This window comes from Pseudomonas sp. (assembly GCF_032058845.1).
Lineage (GTDB): Bacteria > Pseudomonadota > Gammaproteobacteria > Pseudomonadales > Pseudomonadaceae > Aquipseudomonas.
This window is the reverse complement of sequence record NZ_DAMCCR010000104.1, coordinates 1-15,026: the sequence shown is the minus strand read 5'-3', so window position 1 is coordinate 15,026 and position 15,026 is coordinate 1. Positions and strand designations below refer to the sequence as shown.

General features: G+C 61.5%; 14 protein-coding genes and 3 tRNA genes. 12 read left to right on the top strand and 5 right to left on the bottom strand.

What is annotated here, in order from left to right:
• On the bottom strand, window positions 1-1,604 hold a 1,604-nt coding region (locus tag RT028_RS16945), incomplete at its 3' end, for an electron transfer flavoprotein-ubiquinone oxidoreductase (RefSeq protein WP_312936269.1).
• Between the two features lie 542 nt (window positions 1,605-2,146).
• Between RT028_RS16945 and RT028_RS16940 the strand changes: the two genes are divergently transcribed.
• From RT028_RS16940 to RT028_RS16920, 5 genes are all read left to right on the top strand, one after another.
• A complete protein-coding gene (locus RT028_RS16940; RefSeq protein WP_312936268.1) occupies window positions 2,147-2,896 on the top strand; it encodes an electron transfer flavoprotein subunit beta/FixA family protein in 750 nt (249 codons plus the stop codon).
• Window positions 2,897-3,826, top strand: a complete 930-nt coding sequence (locus RT028_RS16935) for an FAD-binding protein (RefSeq protein ID WP_312936267.1) — start codon at window positions 2,897-2,899, stop codon at window positions 3,824-3,826.
• Window positions 3,827-3,902: 76 nt separating this feature from the next.
• Complete coding sequence (locus RT028_RS16930; protein WP_312936266.1) at window positions 3,903-4,724, top strand: transporter substrate-binding domain-containing protein; 822 nt, start codon at window positions 3,903-3,905, stop codon at window positions 4,722-4,724.
• A 10-nt stretch (window positions 4,725-4,734) separates the two neighbouring features.
• Window positions 4,735-5,088, top strand: a complete 354-nt coding sequence (locus tag RT028_RS16925) for a DUF4398 domain-containing protein (RefSeq protein ID WP_312936265.1) — start codon at window positions 4,735-4,737, stop codon at window positions 5,086-5,088.
• Window positions 5,085-5,891 (top strand): OmpA family protein, encoded by an 807-nt coding sequence (locus tag RT028_RS16920; protein WP_312936264.1) that lies wholly within the window; start codon window positions 5,085-5,087, stop codon window positions 5,889-5,891. The genes RT028_RS16925 and RT028_RS16920 overlap by 4 nt, the downstream gene beginning before the upstream one ends.
• Window positions 5,892-5,957: 66 nt before the next feature.
• Here RT028_RS16920 and RT028_RS16915 read toward each other — a convergent pair whose 3' ends face one another.
• From RT028_RS16915 to folD, 4 genes are all read right to left on the bottom strand, one after another.
• Window positions 5,958-6,647: a GntR family transcriptional regulator gene (locus RT028_RS16915; protein ID WP_312936263.1), complete on the bottom strand. Its 690-nt coding sequence runs from the start codon at window positions 6,645-6,647 to the stop codon at window positions 5,958-5,960.
• Between the two features lie 15 nt (window positions 6,648-6,662).
• On the bottom strand, window positions 6,663-7,367 hold the full coding sequence (locus RT028_RS16910) for a FadR/GntR family transcriptional regulator (RefSeq protein WP_312936262.1): 705 nt from the start codon (window positions 7,365-7,367) through the stop codon (window positions 6,663-6,665).
• 76 nt (window positions 7,368-7,443) lie between these two features.
• Window positions 7,444-8,745 carry a C4-dicarboxylate transporter DctA gene (locus RT028_RS16905; RefSeq protein WP_312936261.1) on the bottom strand — a complete coding sequence of 434 codons (1,302 nt, stop codon included), beginning with the start codon at window positions 8,743-8,745 and terminating at the stop codon, window positions 7,444-7,446.
• Between the two features lie 292 nt (window positions 8,746-9,037).
• Window positions 9,038-9,892, bottom strand: coding sequence for a bifunctional methylenetetrahydrofolate dehydrogenase/methenyltetrahydrofolate cyclohydrolase FolD (folD, locus tag RT028_RS16900; protein WP_312936260.1), 855 nt, complete (start codon window positions 9,890-9,892; stop codon window positions 9,038-9,040).
• Window positions 9,893-10,180: 288 nt separating this feature from the next.
• Here folD and RT028_RS16895 point away from each other — a divergent pair.
• The 7 genes from RT028_RS16895 to clpX all read left to right on the top strand — a co-directional run bounded on the left by RT028_RS16895 (window position 10,181) and on the right by clpX (window position 14,827).
• Window positions 10,181-10,257, top strand: a tRNA-Arg gene (locus RT028_RS16895).
• 51 nt (window positions 10,258-10,308) lie between these two features.
• Window positions 10,309-10,384: transfer RNA gene (locus RT028_RS16890), tRNA-His, on the top strand.
• A 74-nt stretch (window positions 10,385-10,458) separates the two neighbouring features.
• Window positions 10,459-10,543 (top strand) — tRNA-Leu (locus tag RT028_RS16885).
• A gap of 302 nt (window positions 10,544-10,845) precedes the next feature.
• Entirely contained in the window at window positions 10,846-11,151 is a 306-nt protein-coding gene (locus tag RT028_RS16880; RefSeq protein ID WP_312936259.1) for a DUF6388 family protein, read from the top strand.
• A gap of 240 nt (window positions 11,152-11,391) precedes the next feature.
• On the top strand, window positions 11,392-12,702 hold the full coding sequence (tig, locus tag RT028_RS16875) for a trigger factor (RefSeq protein WP_312936258.1): 1,311 nt from the start codon (window positions 11,392-11,394) through the stop codon (window positions 12,700-12,702).
• A gap of 91 nt (window positions 12,703-12,793) precedes the next feature.
• On the top strand, window positions 12,794-13,435 hold the full coding sequence (gene clpP / locus RT028_RS16870) for an ATP-dependent Clp endopeptidase proteolytic subunit ClpP (RefSeq protein WP_312936257.1): 642 nt from the start codon (window positions 12,794-12,796) through the stop codon (window positions 13,433-13,435).
• Window positions 13,436-13,543: 108 nt separating this feature from the next.
• The gene (gene clpX, locus RT028_RS16865; protein WP_312936256.1) at window positions 13,544-14,827 is read left to right on the top strand and encodes an ATP-dependent Clp protease ATP-binding subunit ClpX; all 1,284 of its coding nucleotides are present in this window, start codon (window positions 13,544-13,546) and stop codon (window positions 14,825-14,827) included.
• The last annotated feature ends 199 nt before the right edge of the window (window positions 14,828-15,026 follow it).

The window sequence follows — 15,026 nt, the reverse complement described above, 5'->3', positions numbered from 1 at the left end:
GCCGGGTCCTTGATGTCGCACGTCTTGCAGTGCACGCAGTTCTGCGCGTTGATCTGGAAGCGCTTGCTGCCGTCTTCCTGCGTCACCACTTCGTACACGCCGGCCGGGCAGTAGCGCTGCGCCGGCTCGTCATACAGGGGCAGGTTGCTGGCGATCGGAATGTTCGGATCGGTCAGCTTGAGGTGGCAGGGCTGCTCTTCTTCGTGGTTGGTACCGGAGATGAACACCGAGCTGAGCTTGTCGAAGCTGAGCTTGCCGTCGGGCTTGGGGTAGTCGATTTTCTTCGACTCGGCGGCCAGCTTCAGGCAGGCGTAGTCAGGCTTGGTGTCACGCAGCGTGAAGGGCAGCTTGCCGGCGAACCAGTTCTGCTCGACATAGTTGAAGGCGGCGCCGAACAACGGGCCGAACTTGTGCATGGCTGGGCCGAAGTTGCGGCTGCTGTACAGCTCGTCATGCAGCCAGCTGGCCTTGAACGCCTCTACGTACCCGGTCAGCGCATCGCCACCCTCGCCACCGGCCAGCAGCGCGTCGGCCACGGCGTCGGCGGCAAGCATGCCGGACTTCATGGCGGTATGGCTGCCCTTGATCTTGGCCACGTTCATGGTGCCAAGGTCGCAACCGATGAGGGCGCCGCCGGCGAAGATCATCTTGGGCAGCGAATTCAAACCGCCCTTGGCCAGGGCGCGAGCGCCATAGCTGATGCGCTTGCCACCTTCGAGGTACTGGCTGATCACCGGGTGGTGCTTGAGCCGCTGGAACTCGTCGAACGGTGACAGGTACGGGTTGGCGTAGGACAGATCGACGATCAGGCCCACCACCACCTGATTGTTTTCCAGGTGATAGAGGAACGAGCCGCCGGTGTTGTCCTTGGCCACCACGTCCAGTGGCCAGCCGGCGGTGTGCACGACCAGGCCCTGCTGGTGCTTGCTCGGGTCGATCTCCCAGATTTCCTTGAGGCCGATGCCGTAGTGCTGCACGTCCGACTCGCTGGCCAGATCGAAGCGCTTGATCAGTTGCTTGCCGATATGCCCGCGGCACCCTTCGGCGAACAGCGTGTACTTGGCGCGCAGTTCCATGCCGGGGGTGTACAGGCCTTCCTTGGGCTTGCCTTCGCGGTCGACGCCCAGGTCACCGGTGACGATGCCGCGGACCACGCCCTGTTCATCGATCAGCGCTTCCTGGGCGGCAAAGCCCGGGTAGATCTCGACGCCGAGGTTCTCGGCCTGCTGTGCCAGCCAGCGGCACAGGTTGCCCAGCGAAATGATGTAGTTGCCCTCGTTGTGCATGGTCTTGGGCACGAACAGGTCGGGCACCTTGATGGCCGTTTCGCCATCTTTGAGCACGTAGATGTCATCGCGCTTGACCGCGGTGTTGAGCGGCGCGCCAAGGGCTTGCCAGTCAGGGAACAGTTCATTGAGCGCACGGGGCTCGAACACCGCACCGGAGAGAATGTGAGCACCGACCTCAGAGCCTTTCTCGACCACGCAGACGCTGATCTCGTTACCGGCTTCGGCGGCCTTCTGCTTCAGGCGGCAGGCGGCGGACAGTCCCGCCGGGCCAGCGCCGACGATGACGACGTCGAATTCCATGTATTCGCGTTCCAATGGTTCTCTCCTACTCATCAAGGCTGTTTCGCGGTGCTTGTCTGGGATTCAGTGCAGTCGACCCTGGCTATCTTGGCTGTAGCTTCTGGAATGACTGACTACACCGTTTTGAGGTGGCCGGCATTATATCTACACCACCTCGGCGGTCCAATACAAACGTTTGTTTGAATTTGCCGCAGCCCTGTAAATTCACAGGGGCGGGGCTGGAAACTGGCCGATTTGGCGTATTGACCGAAGGGGGTGTTGCAGTCAAGATACGAGCGCTTTTACGCTTGCCGCGGGCTGCCTGCCAGGCGCAGGAGCACCTCTAAAAACCCGGCGCCAGGCAAGGTTTTCCGGCCATTGAACGTGTTGTAGTGAAGTCTACACGCCACCACCTGGATTGACCCGCAGGTTTTGCCAGGCCGGTGCGCAACCGGCCACAGGCTCCGCGCTAAATTTGCCAGCGTTGGACCGTTTTTCAGAGGTGCCCTTGTACCCACGCGCATTCGCCGGGCCAGGCCCGAGCGACATTCTTTTCACCGGAGAGTAACGAGGAATCCATGAAGGTTCTTGTAGCTGTCAAACGAGTGGTCGACTACAACGTCAAGGTTCGCGTCAAGGCGGACAACTCCGGCGTCGACCTTGCAAACGTCAAGATGTCCATGAACCCCTTCTGCGAAATCGCCGTGGAAGAGGCTGTGCGCCTGAAAGAGAAGGGCGTGGCCACCGAGATCGTCGCCGTGGCCGTAGGCCCGACCGCTGCCCAGGAACAACTGCGCACCGCCCTGGCACTGGGTGCTGACCGCGCCATTCTGGTCGAAGTGGCCGATGAGCTGAACTCGCTGGCCGTGGCCAAGGCGCTCAAGGCCGTCGTCGACAAGGAACAGCCTCAGCTGGTGATCCTCGGCAAACAGGCCATCGACAGCGACAACAATCAGACCGGCCAGATGCTCGCTGCCCTCACCGGGTTCGCCCAGGGCACCTTCGCGTCCAAGGTCGAAGTCGCCGGCGACACGCTCAACGTCACCCGTGAAATCGACGGCGGCCTGCAGACCGTTGCCCTCAGCCTGCCTGCCGTGGTCACCACCGACCTGCGCCTGAACGAGCCGCGCTACGCGTCGCTGCCGAACATCATGAAGGCCAAGAAAAAGCCCCTGGAAACCGTTACGCCCGAGGCGCTCGGCATCGCCATCACCTCCACCACCAAGACCCTCAAGGTCGAGGCTCCGGCAGCCCGTGGCGCCGGTATCATGGTCAAGTCGGTGGCTGAACTGGTCGACAAACTGAAGAACGAGGCGAAGGTAATCTAAATGACTATCCTGGTTATCGCTGAACATGAAGCCGGTGCAATTGCCCCGGCTACGCTCAACACCGTTGCTGCGGCCGGCAAGATCGGTGGTGACGTGCACCTGCTGGTGGCGGGCGCCAACGTCGGCACCCTCGCCGAAGCCGCTGCCAAGATCGCCGGTGTCAGCAAGGTGCTGGTTGCCGACAATGCGGCCTATGAACATGCCCTGCCTGAAAACGTCGCGCCGCTGATCGTCGAGCTGGCCGCCAACTACAGCCACGTGCTGGCCCCGGCGTCCACCAACGGCAAGAACATTCTGCCGCGCGTGGCTGCACTGCTCGACGTCGACCAGATTTCCGAGATCATCTCGGTAGAATCTGCCGACACCTTCAAGCGGCCGATCTACGCCGGCAACGCCATCGCCACCGTGCAGTCTTCGGCCGCGGTCAAGGTCATCACCGTGCGTGGCACCGGTTTCGACCCGGTTGCCAGTGAAGGCGGCTCGGCGTCGGTCGAAGCCGTTTCGTCGGCCCACGACGCTGGCAAGTCGACCTTCGTCAGCGAGGAGCTGGCCAAATCCGACCGTCCCGAACTGACCGCCGCCAAGATCGTCATTTCCGGCGGCCGTGGCCTGCAGAACGGTGACAACTTCAGCCACCTCTACAGCCTCGCCGACAAGCTTGGCGCCGCAGTAGGCGCATCGCGTGCGGCGGTCGACGCCGGCTACGTGCCCAACGACATGCAGGTCGGCCAGACCGGCAAGATCGTCGCGCCGCAGCTGTACATCGCCGTGGGTATTTCCGGTGCCATCCAGCACCTGGCGGGCATGAAGGACTCCAAGGTGATCGTCGCGATCAACAAGGACGAAGAGGCTCCGATTTTCCAGGTCGCCGACTATGGCCTGGTCGCCGACTTGTTCGAAGCCCTTCCCGAGTTGGAAAAGCTGGTCTGATCCGGCGCCTTCCCTTATAAAGAAGCCCGGCCCTCACTTGGAGGGCCGGGTTTTTTTTGGCGGCTAGGAGCGGGGCATGGCGGTTCGGACATGGGCAACAGGGAGCATGCTGGCACTCGCGCTGGGCTCACCGCTGGCGTTGGCCGCGGGCAAGTGCGAGCGGCTTGTCGTGACAGGCAGCCCGGATGCGCCGCCTTACTCATGGCAGGACCCGAACGACCCTCGGCACCTGATCGGTGCCAATGTCGACCTGTTGCGTCAGATCACCCAGGAAATGGGCATCAGCGTTCAGGTGCTGCAGGCCGGCCGCCGCGAACAGGCCCTTGAAGAGGTGCGCAGCGGACGCATGGACCTGCTGCTCGACGCCCCGCTGAACACCGATCAGCTCACGGCACTCGACTACATTCACCCCCCGCTGCAGCTCAACGAATACCTCATCTGGACCCGCGCCGATGCCGAGCTCAACCTGGAGGGCGTGGCAGATCTGGCTGCGTACAAAGGCAGCGTGTCGGCCAAGGCGCGCCTGTCGCCTGCCTTTGAAACCTTCGCCAAGAACGCCTTGAAGCTGGAGCGGTCGCAGAACCTCACCCAGGCCTTCCAGAAGCTGGTGCTTGGCCAGGTCGATTACGTGCTGGCCGGGCGCTACGCTGGCATGGCAATGGCACAGGGCCTGGGCGTGGCCAATGACCTTGCGCCGCGCGGGCTGCCGGTCGACCGGCCCGGGTTGTACCTCGCGGTCTCGCACAATTCGGCCTGCAACGATCCGTGGTTGCGCGGACAACTGGCGAAAAAACTGACAGAATTATCGATTTCCGGCGCCTCTGAGGCCGTGCTGCAACGCAACGTCGAGCGTTGGAAAGCGCAGATGCAGCCCTTGCCGGAAGCCCCCAGACACTAGGAACAGTCGCTTGAGAATCCCGACCTTGACCCTCGCCCTGGCCCTGTGTGGCCTGACAGGCTGCGCCAGCGATCCGGCGCCCACCGAACAGATGCGCCTGTCCGAGCAGGCGCTGGAGCAGGCCAAGGCCGTCGGTGCCACCGATGAAGTGCCTGAATTCAAACTCGCGCAAGACAAGCTCGACCGCGCCCGCGGCAACATGCTGTCGGCGCAGTACCGCGATGCTCGCATGCGCGCCGAGCAGGCCGAGCTGGATGCCCGCCTGGCCGAGGCCCGGGTACTGACGCAAAAGAGCCAGACCCAGTTGAACGTGGTACAGACCCGCGTTGATCGTCTGCGCAAGCAGTTGGCGGTGCAGCCATGAGCCGCATCAGCGCAGGCCTGATCGCCGTGATGGCCGTTGCCGGCTTGCAAGGGTGCGCCAGCGAGCGCAGCGAACAGACCCTCACCGACGCCTCCAGCGCATTTCAAGCCGTCAAGGACGATGCCGATGTGTTGCGCAGTGCGCCACGCGACGTGATCCGTGCCGGTGAGTCCTTGGGCCGCGCCGAGCGCCTGTCCAGTTACATCGGCAGCGGTAGCGATGTGCGTCACTATGCCTACCTCAGCCAGCGCTACAGCGAGATTGCCCGCGAGCACAGCAAGCTGGCCCTGAATGAGGAGCGCCTGGCCAAGCTCGATCTGGAGCGTCAGCGCCTGCAGCTGGCGCTGCGTGAAGCCAAGCTCGACAGCGTTCAGCAGCAGGGCAAATGGCTGGAAACGCAGATCGCGGCACTGGCCTCGGAGCAGGGTGACCGCGGCCTGGTCATGACCTTGAGCGATGTGCTCTTCGACACCGGTCGCGCCGAGTTGAAGAACGCTGCCAGCCGCACCGTGCTCAAGCTGGTGCAGTTCCTGCAGCTCAACCCGCGCCGCGTGGTGCGCATCGAGGGCTACACCGACAGCACCGGGCCCAGCGAGGAGAACCTCATGCTGTCGCGCGACCGCGCCCAGGCCGTAGCCGACATGCTGGTCGACCTGGGGGTCGATGAGCGGCGTATCGAGGTGCAGGGCTATGGTGATCAGTATCCGATCGAAGCCAACGCCTCCGAGCGCGGGCGGGCGCAGAACCGCCGCGTCGAAATCGTCTTCTCCGATGCCAAGGGCAAACTGGCACCGGCGCGATGAGCGACCGGGGCCAGTGATCTGATGGCGACCTGACGGCGCGCTACCTGCAAGGGTGGCGCGTCGGCGTCAGTGGCGGGGCTCCAGCACGAGCTTGTGTTCCAGGCGGTCGAGGTGTTCGTGCATCAGGGTCAGTGCCGCGTTGGCATCGCCTTGCTCGATCGCATCGATGATCGCGGCATGCTCTTCCCAGGCGCAGTGCTCGCAACACGGCGACTCATAACGCGCGATGATCAGCGAGGTCATTGGCACCAGTCCATTGAGAAATCGCGCCAGCGGGGCGTTGTCGGCCATCTGCGCCAGCTTCAGGTGAAACTCGCCACCCAGACGAATCGCCGTGCAGCGCTCGCCGCGCTCATGGTGCTGGCGTTCGCGCTCCACCAACTGGCGCAATTGGCGAATCTGCGTGGGTCGGGCGCGTTGCGTGGCCAGGCCGATCAACGTGGTTTCTGCCAGGCGCCGCGCGCTGAGCACCTGTCTGGCCTGCTGAGGGTCCGGGGCGGCGAGGTGCGCGGTGTGGCTCGGACGCTGTACGATCACTTGCTGATCCGACAGCCGCCCGAGTACGCGCCGAATCACCGTACGGCTGACCCCGAAGGCATTGCTCAGCGCTTGTTCAGGCAACGGGCTGCCCGGTGGCAGGCGCTGCTCGAGGATGGCGTCGAACAGGCGTGGATAGATCTGCTCGGCAGACAGGCGTGTTTCACCGCCGAGCAGCAGCTTGGGCAGACGGGGGGCGGCGTGGGCGCAGGCGGGCATGGTCGCTCTCCAGTGTCAGGGGGACGGGCTTTCGTCCGGTATGTTCAGCTCGATGCCCATGCGCAGACCTTCCTGAAGGATGTGGCGACGCATCTGGGCGCTGGCCTTGGCGCTGTTCTTTTCGCGGATCGCGCGCACCACGGCTTCATTTTCAGTCAGCCGCGCGGCCAGGTGTTCGGGCGATTTGCGCAGCATGTCGGCGCTCTGCTTGAGTGCAGTGCCGGTCTGTTGGACCACGCTCTGGAAGATCGGGTTGGTGGTCAGCGCGAACAGCGCTTGGTGAAACGCGATGTAGGCCGAGACCCCGGCTTCACTGTCCTGCTCGTCCAGCGCTTCACGCATGTCCATCAGGGTCAGGCGCAGTTGGCCGATGTCCTGGCTGTTGGCTGACTGCGCCACCAGCCCGACGATGAACGGCTCGAGGGTGTAGCGCAGTTGCAGTACGTCAGCCAGGCTGGCGCCCGCGACCTGTTCACCGGCGTTGCTCAGCACCCCGGCATCGACGTCCAGCACCAGCACGCCTTTGCCTGGCAGCGAGCGCAGCAGGCCCAGGGTTTCCAGTACGGTGACGGCTTCGCGCAGGCTGGGGCGGCTGATGCCCAGTTGCTCCGCCAGCTCGCGCTGGCCAGGCAGCATGTCACCGCTGCGCCATTGGCCACGGGCCAAAGCCTGACGCAGCTTTTCCACTACAGCGTTGACCACGGTCGATGAGCTGATCACAGGTGGCTCTCCGGGTGTGGATGCATCGGGATTCCTCGCGCGCCGACGCGGGGCGCCGGCGGCTGTTGCAGTCTTGCTATTGATGGGCGGTGCCCGGTTTGCGAGCGGCGAGGGCAAAGCCCGGCTTGCCGGCGAGCACATTGTTGGCGCGTTCCAGATCGATGTCTTTTTCCCAGCGAGCGATGGCCACGGTGGCAACGCAGTTGCCGATCAGGTTGGTCAGCGCGCGGCCAATGCCCATGAACCAGTCCACTGCCAGCACCAGCACCAGGCCGACCACCGGAATCGCGGGCACTGCGGTCAGCGTTGCGGCAAGGATCACCAGCGCCGAACCTGGGATGCCGTGGGCGCCTTTGGACGTTACCAGCGAGACCAGCAGGATGGTGAGCAGGTCGGTCATGGCCAGCGGTGTACCGGTGGCGTTGGCGATGAACACGATGGCCAGGGTCAGGTAGATCGAGAAACCGTCGAGGTTGAAAGAATACCCTGTGGGGATCACCAGGCCCACGGTTGAACTGCCGATGCCCAGGTGTTCGAGCTTGCGCATGATCTGCGGCAGCACCGCATCGGACGAGGCGGTGCCGAGCACGATGGTCAGTTCTTCACGCAGGTATTTGATCAGTGGAATCAGCTTGAGCCCCGACACGCGCATCACGGTCCCGAGGATGATCAGCACGAAGCCTGCGCAGGTCAGGTAGAAGAGCGCCACCAGGCCGCCCAGGTGCTGCAGCGACTCGAGGCCATATTTGCTGGTGGTGAAGGCGATGGCGCCGAACACGCCGATGGGCGCCAGGCGTACGATCATGCCCATGATGCGGAACACCACGTGGCTGAGTTCATTGATCAGGCGGGAAATGCCCGAAGCCGGCTCGCCGACCAGGTTCAGGGCGCTGCCGAACAGCACCGAGAACAGCAGTACCTGCAGAATGTTGTTGTCTGCAAAGGCACCCACCACCGAAGTGGGGATCAGGTCCATGAGGAAAGTGGCGGTGCCATGGATCTGATGGCCGCGCTCGGCCAGGCCGTTGGCATCGGCGCTGGACAACTGGTCCAGATGGATATTGGCGCCCGTACCGATACCGCTGGTGAACGCGAATACCAGGCCGATCACCAGCGCAATGGTCGTGAGCACTTCGAAGTAGATGACCGATTTCAAGCCGATACGACCGACCTTCTTCAAGTCACCTGCGCCGGAGATACCGCTGACCACCACGCAGAAGACGATGATGCCGATCAGCATCTTGATCAGTTTGATGAAACCGTCGCCGAGGGGTTTGAGCTGCAGGGAAACTTCGGGGAAGCTGAGGCCGCAGATCACCCCGAGGGCAAGGCCTAGCACGACTTGCAGGAAGATCGAACGCGAGCACCATTTGAGCATGGGAGGAGTCTCTTGGTCGGTGTCCTTGCTCGCCGGTGGTGGAGCGCCCGTGAGCGTGGACTTAATTATTGTGGTCTTACCGGTTTGTCCAGTGCGCGCTCACTCTACGCCCGCCTTTTTCCGCATTGCAAGGTGTTTCAGGCTGACCGGTCTGACCAGTTGCCGAACGTTTCCGCGGTGATGGCTCTAGGGTGACGGCTTGAACGTTTCACCCGGGCGAAAAAAAACGGCATCTCGCGTCGAGATGCCGTTTTCGCTTGCTGAGCAGGCCGCTGCGCGACGCCTGATACCCCTAGGCGTGCAGCTCTTCAGCCGCGAACAGCGTGTTTTCCAGCAGGCAGGCGCGAGTCATCGGGCCTACACCGCCGGGTACCGGCGTGATCCAGCCGGCGCGGGGCAGGGCGCTTTCATAGACCACGTCGCCGACCAGTCGGCCGTCTTCCTGACGGTTGATGCCGACATCGATCACGATCGCGCCCGGCTTGATCCATTCACCTTTCACCAGGCCTGCCTTGCCCGCAGCCACGACCACCAGGTCCGCGCGGCCTACATGGCCGGGCAGGTCCTTGGTGAAGCGGTGGCAAACGGTCACGGTGCAGCCGGCGAGCAGCAGTTCCATCGCCATGGGGCGCCCCACGATGTTCGACGCACCCACGATCACCGCGTCCATGCCGTACAGGTCCTGCCCGGTGCTTTCGAGCAGGGTCATGATGCCTTTGGGCGTACACGGGCGCAGCAGTGGAATGCGTTGCGCCAGGCGACCGACGTTGTAGGGGTGGAAACCGTCGACGTCTTTGTCTGGACGGATACGCTCGAGCAGGCTCGAAGCATCGAGGTGAGCGGGCAAGGGCAGTTGCAGCAGGATGCCGTCGATGCTCGGGTCGTCATTGAGGCGATCGATCAACCCGGTCAGGTCGTCTTGGGCGGTGGCGGCAGGCAGGTCGAAAGCCTGCGAAATGAAGCCAACCTCTTCGCAGTCCTTGCGCTTGTGCGAGACATAGACTTGTGAGGCAGGGTCGGTGCCGACCAGGATCACCGCCAGGCCCGGTGTGCGCAGGCCCTGCTGGCGGCGCTCAACGACACGTTGAGCGATCTGCTTGCGCAGGTTGGCGGCGATCGCCTTGCCATCGATAAGGTGTGCAGTCATAGACGCGTGTTTAACCATCAAGATGAGAACAGATAAGGGGCGGCATTCTCGCACGACACAGCCTGGGGGCAAAAGGCGCGTGGTCGGGCAAATCCTCTAACCCCTTCAATAGGCTAAATTTTTTTTAGAAAAGTGTTGACGACATGAAGGCTCGTCTATAACATTCGTCGCACTTGTCGGGCAGAGCCTAGCACTGGTTAGCAAGGTCAGGCAGAATGAGCAGATTTGCTAGCTTGTTCGGTACGGCTGAAGTTGATTTGCAATCCTACCAGAAAGCAGATTGAATATGTGCCCGTAGCTCAGCTGGATAGAGCATCCGCCTTCTAAGCGGATGGTCGCAGGTTCGAGTCCTGCCGGGTGCGCCACTAAGGCAGCTTTGGCAAGCAAGTGAAGTTTCAACGTAACACCGCAATATGGTGGGCGTAGCTCAGTTGGTAGAGCGCTGGATTGTGATTCCAGTTGTCGTGGGTTCGATTCCCATCGTCCACCCCATATTCTTCGAAGGCGCCTTGATTAAATAATCTGGCGCCTTTGTTTTAACTGTTGCATGGTTTTAACGGTTGCATGCGGACGTGGTGGAATTGGTAGACACACTGGATTTAGGTTCCAGCGGCGCAAGCTGTAAGAGTTCGAGTCTCTTCGTCCGCACCATCTAGCGCCCTGTTGGGCATACGAATAAAGGCAGCCAAACGGCTGCCTTTATTCGTTTCTGCTCGGCGAAAACCTCTCGTGATCCGCGTATTTTCTGCCAATGTGCAATATAAAGAGGGTGTGGGGCTGAGGCAGCGCGATCCGCTTGGGCTGCAGGCCTGAATGCAGAGACGCACTTTTCTTCGCACACCCTTGAATTTCTCGCGCAGCCCCCCATTTCTGATCGTCACTGACAAGCGTTTGGCCATCGAGCGTCGAGTTCGAGGTGAACGCCGTTCGCCGTGCTGGCAGAAGGAAGTCCCATGATTGCAAAAGAACATCGCCAGGCCGTCGCGCTGCAGCGTTTTGCCGAAGCCAATGCGCAGTTGCTCGAGGAGATACAAGGCCTCGATGCGCGCGAGCAGGCCCAGCAGATCCAGTGGGCGTTCGAGGATCAGGCGCAGGCGCAGGGTCTGCAGGCTTGGGAGCTAGCGCTGGAGCTGATCGCCGAGTCGCCCGAGGCGCTGGCCAGCATGCGCCTTGAAACCCACCAGGAGGTGGCCGAGGCGCTGGGGCTGGAGTGGGAAGAATACTGTCATTTCAACGAGCTCGACCCTGCGGCGCCCTGATGGGCGCTGGCTGAGGTCCAGTTCACAGGTCACAAGCGCGCGTGGACGTTTTTGCGTCTGGGCGTCCTGGTTTTGCCGGGTCTGGCGCAATGTCGCGAGGCCTTTATCACAAAAACGTCCGGCGCGGGTTTACGTCGTCTGGAGTGGGGTGACTTCTGGTGCGTGAGTCACTAGAATGTTTGCCCTTGATTTCTGGAGTCGGGCTATCGCCGGCTAACGTCTGTGCAACGAGGAATATCCATGCAAGTTTCTGTTGAAAACACTTCTGCTCTCGAGCGTCGCATGACCATCGCCGTTCCGGCTGAGCGCGTCGAGAACGAAGTCAACAAGCGTCTGCAACAGACTGCCCGTCGCGCCAAGGTCCCAGGCTTCCGCCCTGGCAAAGTGCCTATGAGCGTTATCCGTCAGCGCTACGAAGCGGCTGCCCGTGAAGAAGCGTTCGGCGAGCTGGTCCAGGCCTCTTTCTATGAAGCCATCGTCGAGCAGAAGCTGACCCCGGCCGGCGCACCTGCCGTTGAGCCCAAGTCGTTCGAAAAGGGTGGCGATCTCGAGTTCGTCGCGATCTTCGAAGTGTTCCCGGAGTTCACCGTTGCTGGCCTGGAATCGATCAACATCGAACGCCTGAGCGCCGAAGTGGCCGATGCCGACCTGGACAAGATGCTGGAAGTGCTGCGCAAGCAGAACGTGCGCTTTGAAACCGTCGAGCGCGAAGCGCAGAACGACGACCAGGTCACCATCGATTTCGTCGGCAAGGTAGACGGTGAAGAGTTCCAGGGTGGTTCGGCCAAGGGCACTCAGCTGGTGCTGGGCTCGGGCCGCATGATCCCAGGCTTCGAAGACGGTCTGGTCGGCGCCAAGGCTGGCGAAGAGCGTGTCGTCAACGTCACCTTCCCCGAGGACTACCAGAACCTCGACCTGGCCAGCAAGGCCGCTGAGTTCACCATCACCGTCAATGCCGTGGCGGCGCCTCAGCTGCCAGAGCTGAACGAAGAATTCTTCGCCCAGTTCGGTATCAAGGAATCGTCGCTCGAAGGCTTCCGCACCGAAGTGCGCAAGAACATGGAGCGCGAGCTGCGCCAGGCCATCAAGGCCAAGGTCAAGACTCAGGTCATGGACGGTCTGCTGGCGGCCAACCCGATCGAAGTGCCAAAAGCGCTGCTGGAAAACGAAGTCAACCGTCTGCGCGTGCAAGCGGTGCAGCAGTTCGGTGGCAACATCAAGCCTGATCAACTGCCGGCCGAGCTGTTCGAAGAGCAAGCCAAGCGCCGCGTTGTGCTGGGCCTGATCGTGGCTGAAGTGGTCAAGCAGTTCGAGCTCAAGCCTGAAGACACCAAGGTTCGTGAAATGATCGAAGAGATGGCTTCGGCGTATCAGGAGCCTGAGCAAGTCATCGCCTGGTACTACAAAAACGACGAGCAGATGAACGAAGTGCGCTCGGTTGTGCTCGAAGAGCAAGTTGTAGATACTGTTTTGCAGAAAGCGACTGTGACCGACAAGTCGGTCTCGTACGAAGAAGCGGTAAAACCAGCACAGGCTCCAGCTGCTGAGTAATACGTTAATTTCGTAGGAAACCCTCACAAGCCAGCCTTCGCGCTGGCTTGTGCGTATTCAAGCCATGACTATTTCGGAGTGAGTGCAGGACATGTCCCGCAATTCTTATATTCAGCAGAGCTCTGACATTCAGGCCGCCGGCGGCCTGGTCCCAATGGTTGTCGAACAGTCCGCCCGCGGCGAACGTTCCTATGACATCTACTCGCGTCTCTTGAAGGAGCGCGTGATCTTCCTGGTAGGGCCGGTCGAAGACTACATGGCCAACCTGGTCGTGGCGCAGCTGTTGTTCCTCGAAGCAGAAAACCCTGACAAGGACATCCACCTGTACATCAACTCCCCAGGTGGTTCGGTGACTGCCGGGATGTCGATCTACGACACCATGCAGTTCGTCAAACCTGACGTGTCGACCATCTGCATGGGTCAAGCCTGCAGCATGGGCGCGTTCCTGCTGGCCGCCGGCGCCAAGGGCAAGCGTCACTGCCTGCCCAACTCGCGGGTGATGATTCACCAGCCACTTGGCGGTTTCCAGGGGCAGGCGACCGACATCGAGATCCATGCTCAGGAAATCCTCAGCATCAAGGCGCGCCTGAACGAGCTGCTGGCCTACCACACTGGCCAGGACATCGACACCATCAAGCGCGACACCGAGCGTGACAACTTCATGAGCGCTACCCGCGCTGCCGAGTACGGCCTGGTCGACTCGGTGTATGACAAGCGGCAACTGGTTTCCTGATCACGGCGCCAGAGCAGGCGGGCGCTGTGCGCGCCTGCCTGCGGACTTGAAAAAGACCGCAATTGCCTTCATCTTGTGTTGCAAGCCTACCCGGATTGGATCGATCGAATGACTGACACCCGTAACGGCGAGGACAGCGGCAAATTGCTCTATTGCTCCTTCTGCGGCAAAAGCCAGCACGAAGTGCGCAAATTGATTGCCGGGCCCTCGGTATTTATCTGCGACGAGTGCGTCGACCTGTGCAATGACATCATCCGCGAGGAGGTGCAGGAAGCACAGGCCGAGAGCAGCGCGCATAAACTGCCTTCGCCGAAAGAAATCAGCGGTATCCTGGATCAGTACGTCATTGGTCAGGAACGCGCGAAAAAGGTGCTCGCCGTAGCGGTCTACAACCACTACAAGCGCCTCAATCAGCGTGACAAGAAGGGCGACGAAGTCGAGCTTGGCAAGAGCAATATCCTGCTGATCGGACCTACCGGTTCGGGCAAGACCCTGCTAGCCGAGACGCTTGCGCGCCTGTTGAACGTTCCGTTCACCATCGCCGACGCCACCACCCTGACCGAAGCCGGTTATGTGGGTGAAGACGTCGAGAACATCATTCAGAAACTGCTGCAGAAGTGCGATTACGATGTCGAGAAGGCCCAGATGGGCATCGTCTACATCGACGAAATCGACAAGATTTCGCGCAAGTCCGACAACCCGTCCATTACCCGTGATGTTTCGGGTGAGGGTGTGCAGCAAGCCCTGCTCAAGCTGATCGAGGGTACCGTTGCCTCGGTACCGCCTCAGGGTGGCCGCAAGCATCCGCAGCAGGAATTCCTGCAAGTCGACACGCGCAACATCCTGTTCATCTGCGGCGGTGCCTTCTCGGGTCTGGAGAAAGTCATCCAGAACCGTTCTGCCAAGGGTGGCATCGGTTTCGGTGCCCAGGTGCGCAGCAAGGAAGAGGGCAAGAAGGTCGGTGAATCTCTGCGTGAAGTCGAGCCGGACGATCTCGTCAAGTTCGGTCTGATCCCTGAGTTCGTCGGTCGCCTGCCCGTGCTGGCAACGCTCGATGAGCTGGATGAGGCTGCCCTGGTGCAGATCCTGACCGAGCCGAAGAACGCCCTGACCAAGCAGTACGCCAAACTCTTCGAAATGGAGAGCGTTGACCTCGAGTTCCGCAGCGATGCACTCAAGGCCGTGGCGCACAAGGCGCTGGAGCGCAAAACCGGTGCGCGGGGCCTGCGTTCCATCCTCGAAGGCGTGTTGCTCGATACCATGTACGACATTCCTTCGGCGAAGGATGTCAGCAAGGTCGTGATCGACGAGAGCGTCATCGAAGGTACGTCCAAGCCGCTGTTGATCTACGAGAACAGCGAGCCGCAAGCCAAGGTTGCGCCCGACGCCTGAGTCGCTGGCGCACACTCTGCAACACCCAAAGGGGCCCTCGGGCCCCTTTCTGCATTTACTGGCCGAAGCGCTTGTAATTTTGCGGACCTGCCCCCACATTAACCCCAAGCACTATTTCCAACGGTTTCCGGCCACAGGGCCGCTGTAGAGGCGAAATCATGAAGACCACCCTCGACTTGCCTCTTTTGCCATTGCGCGA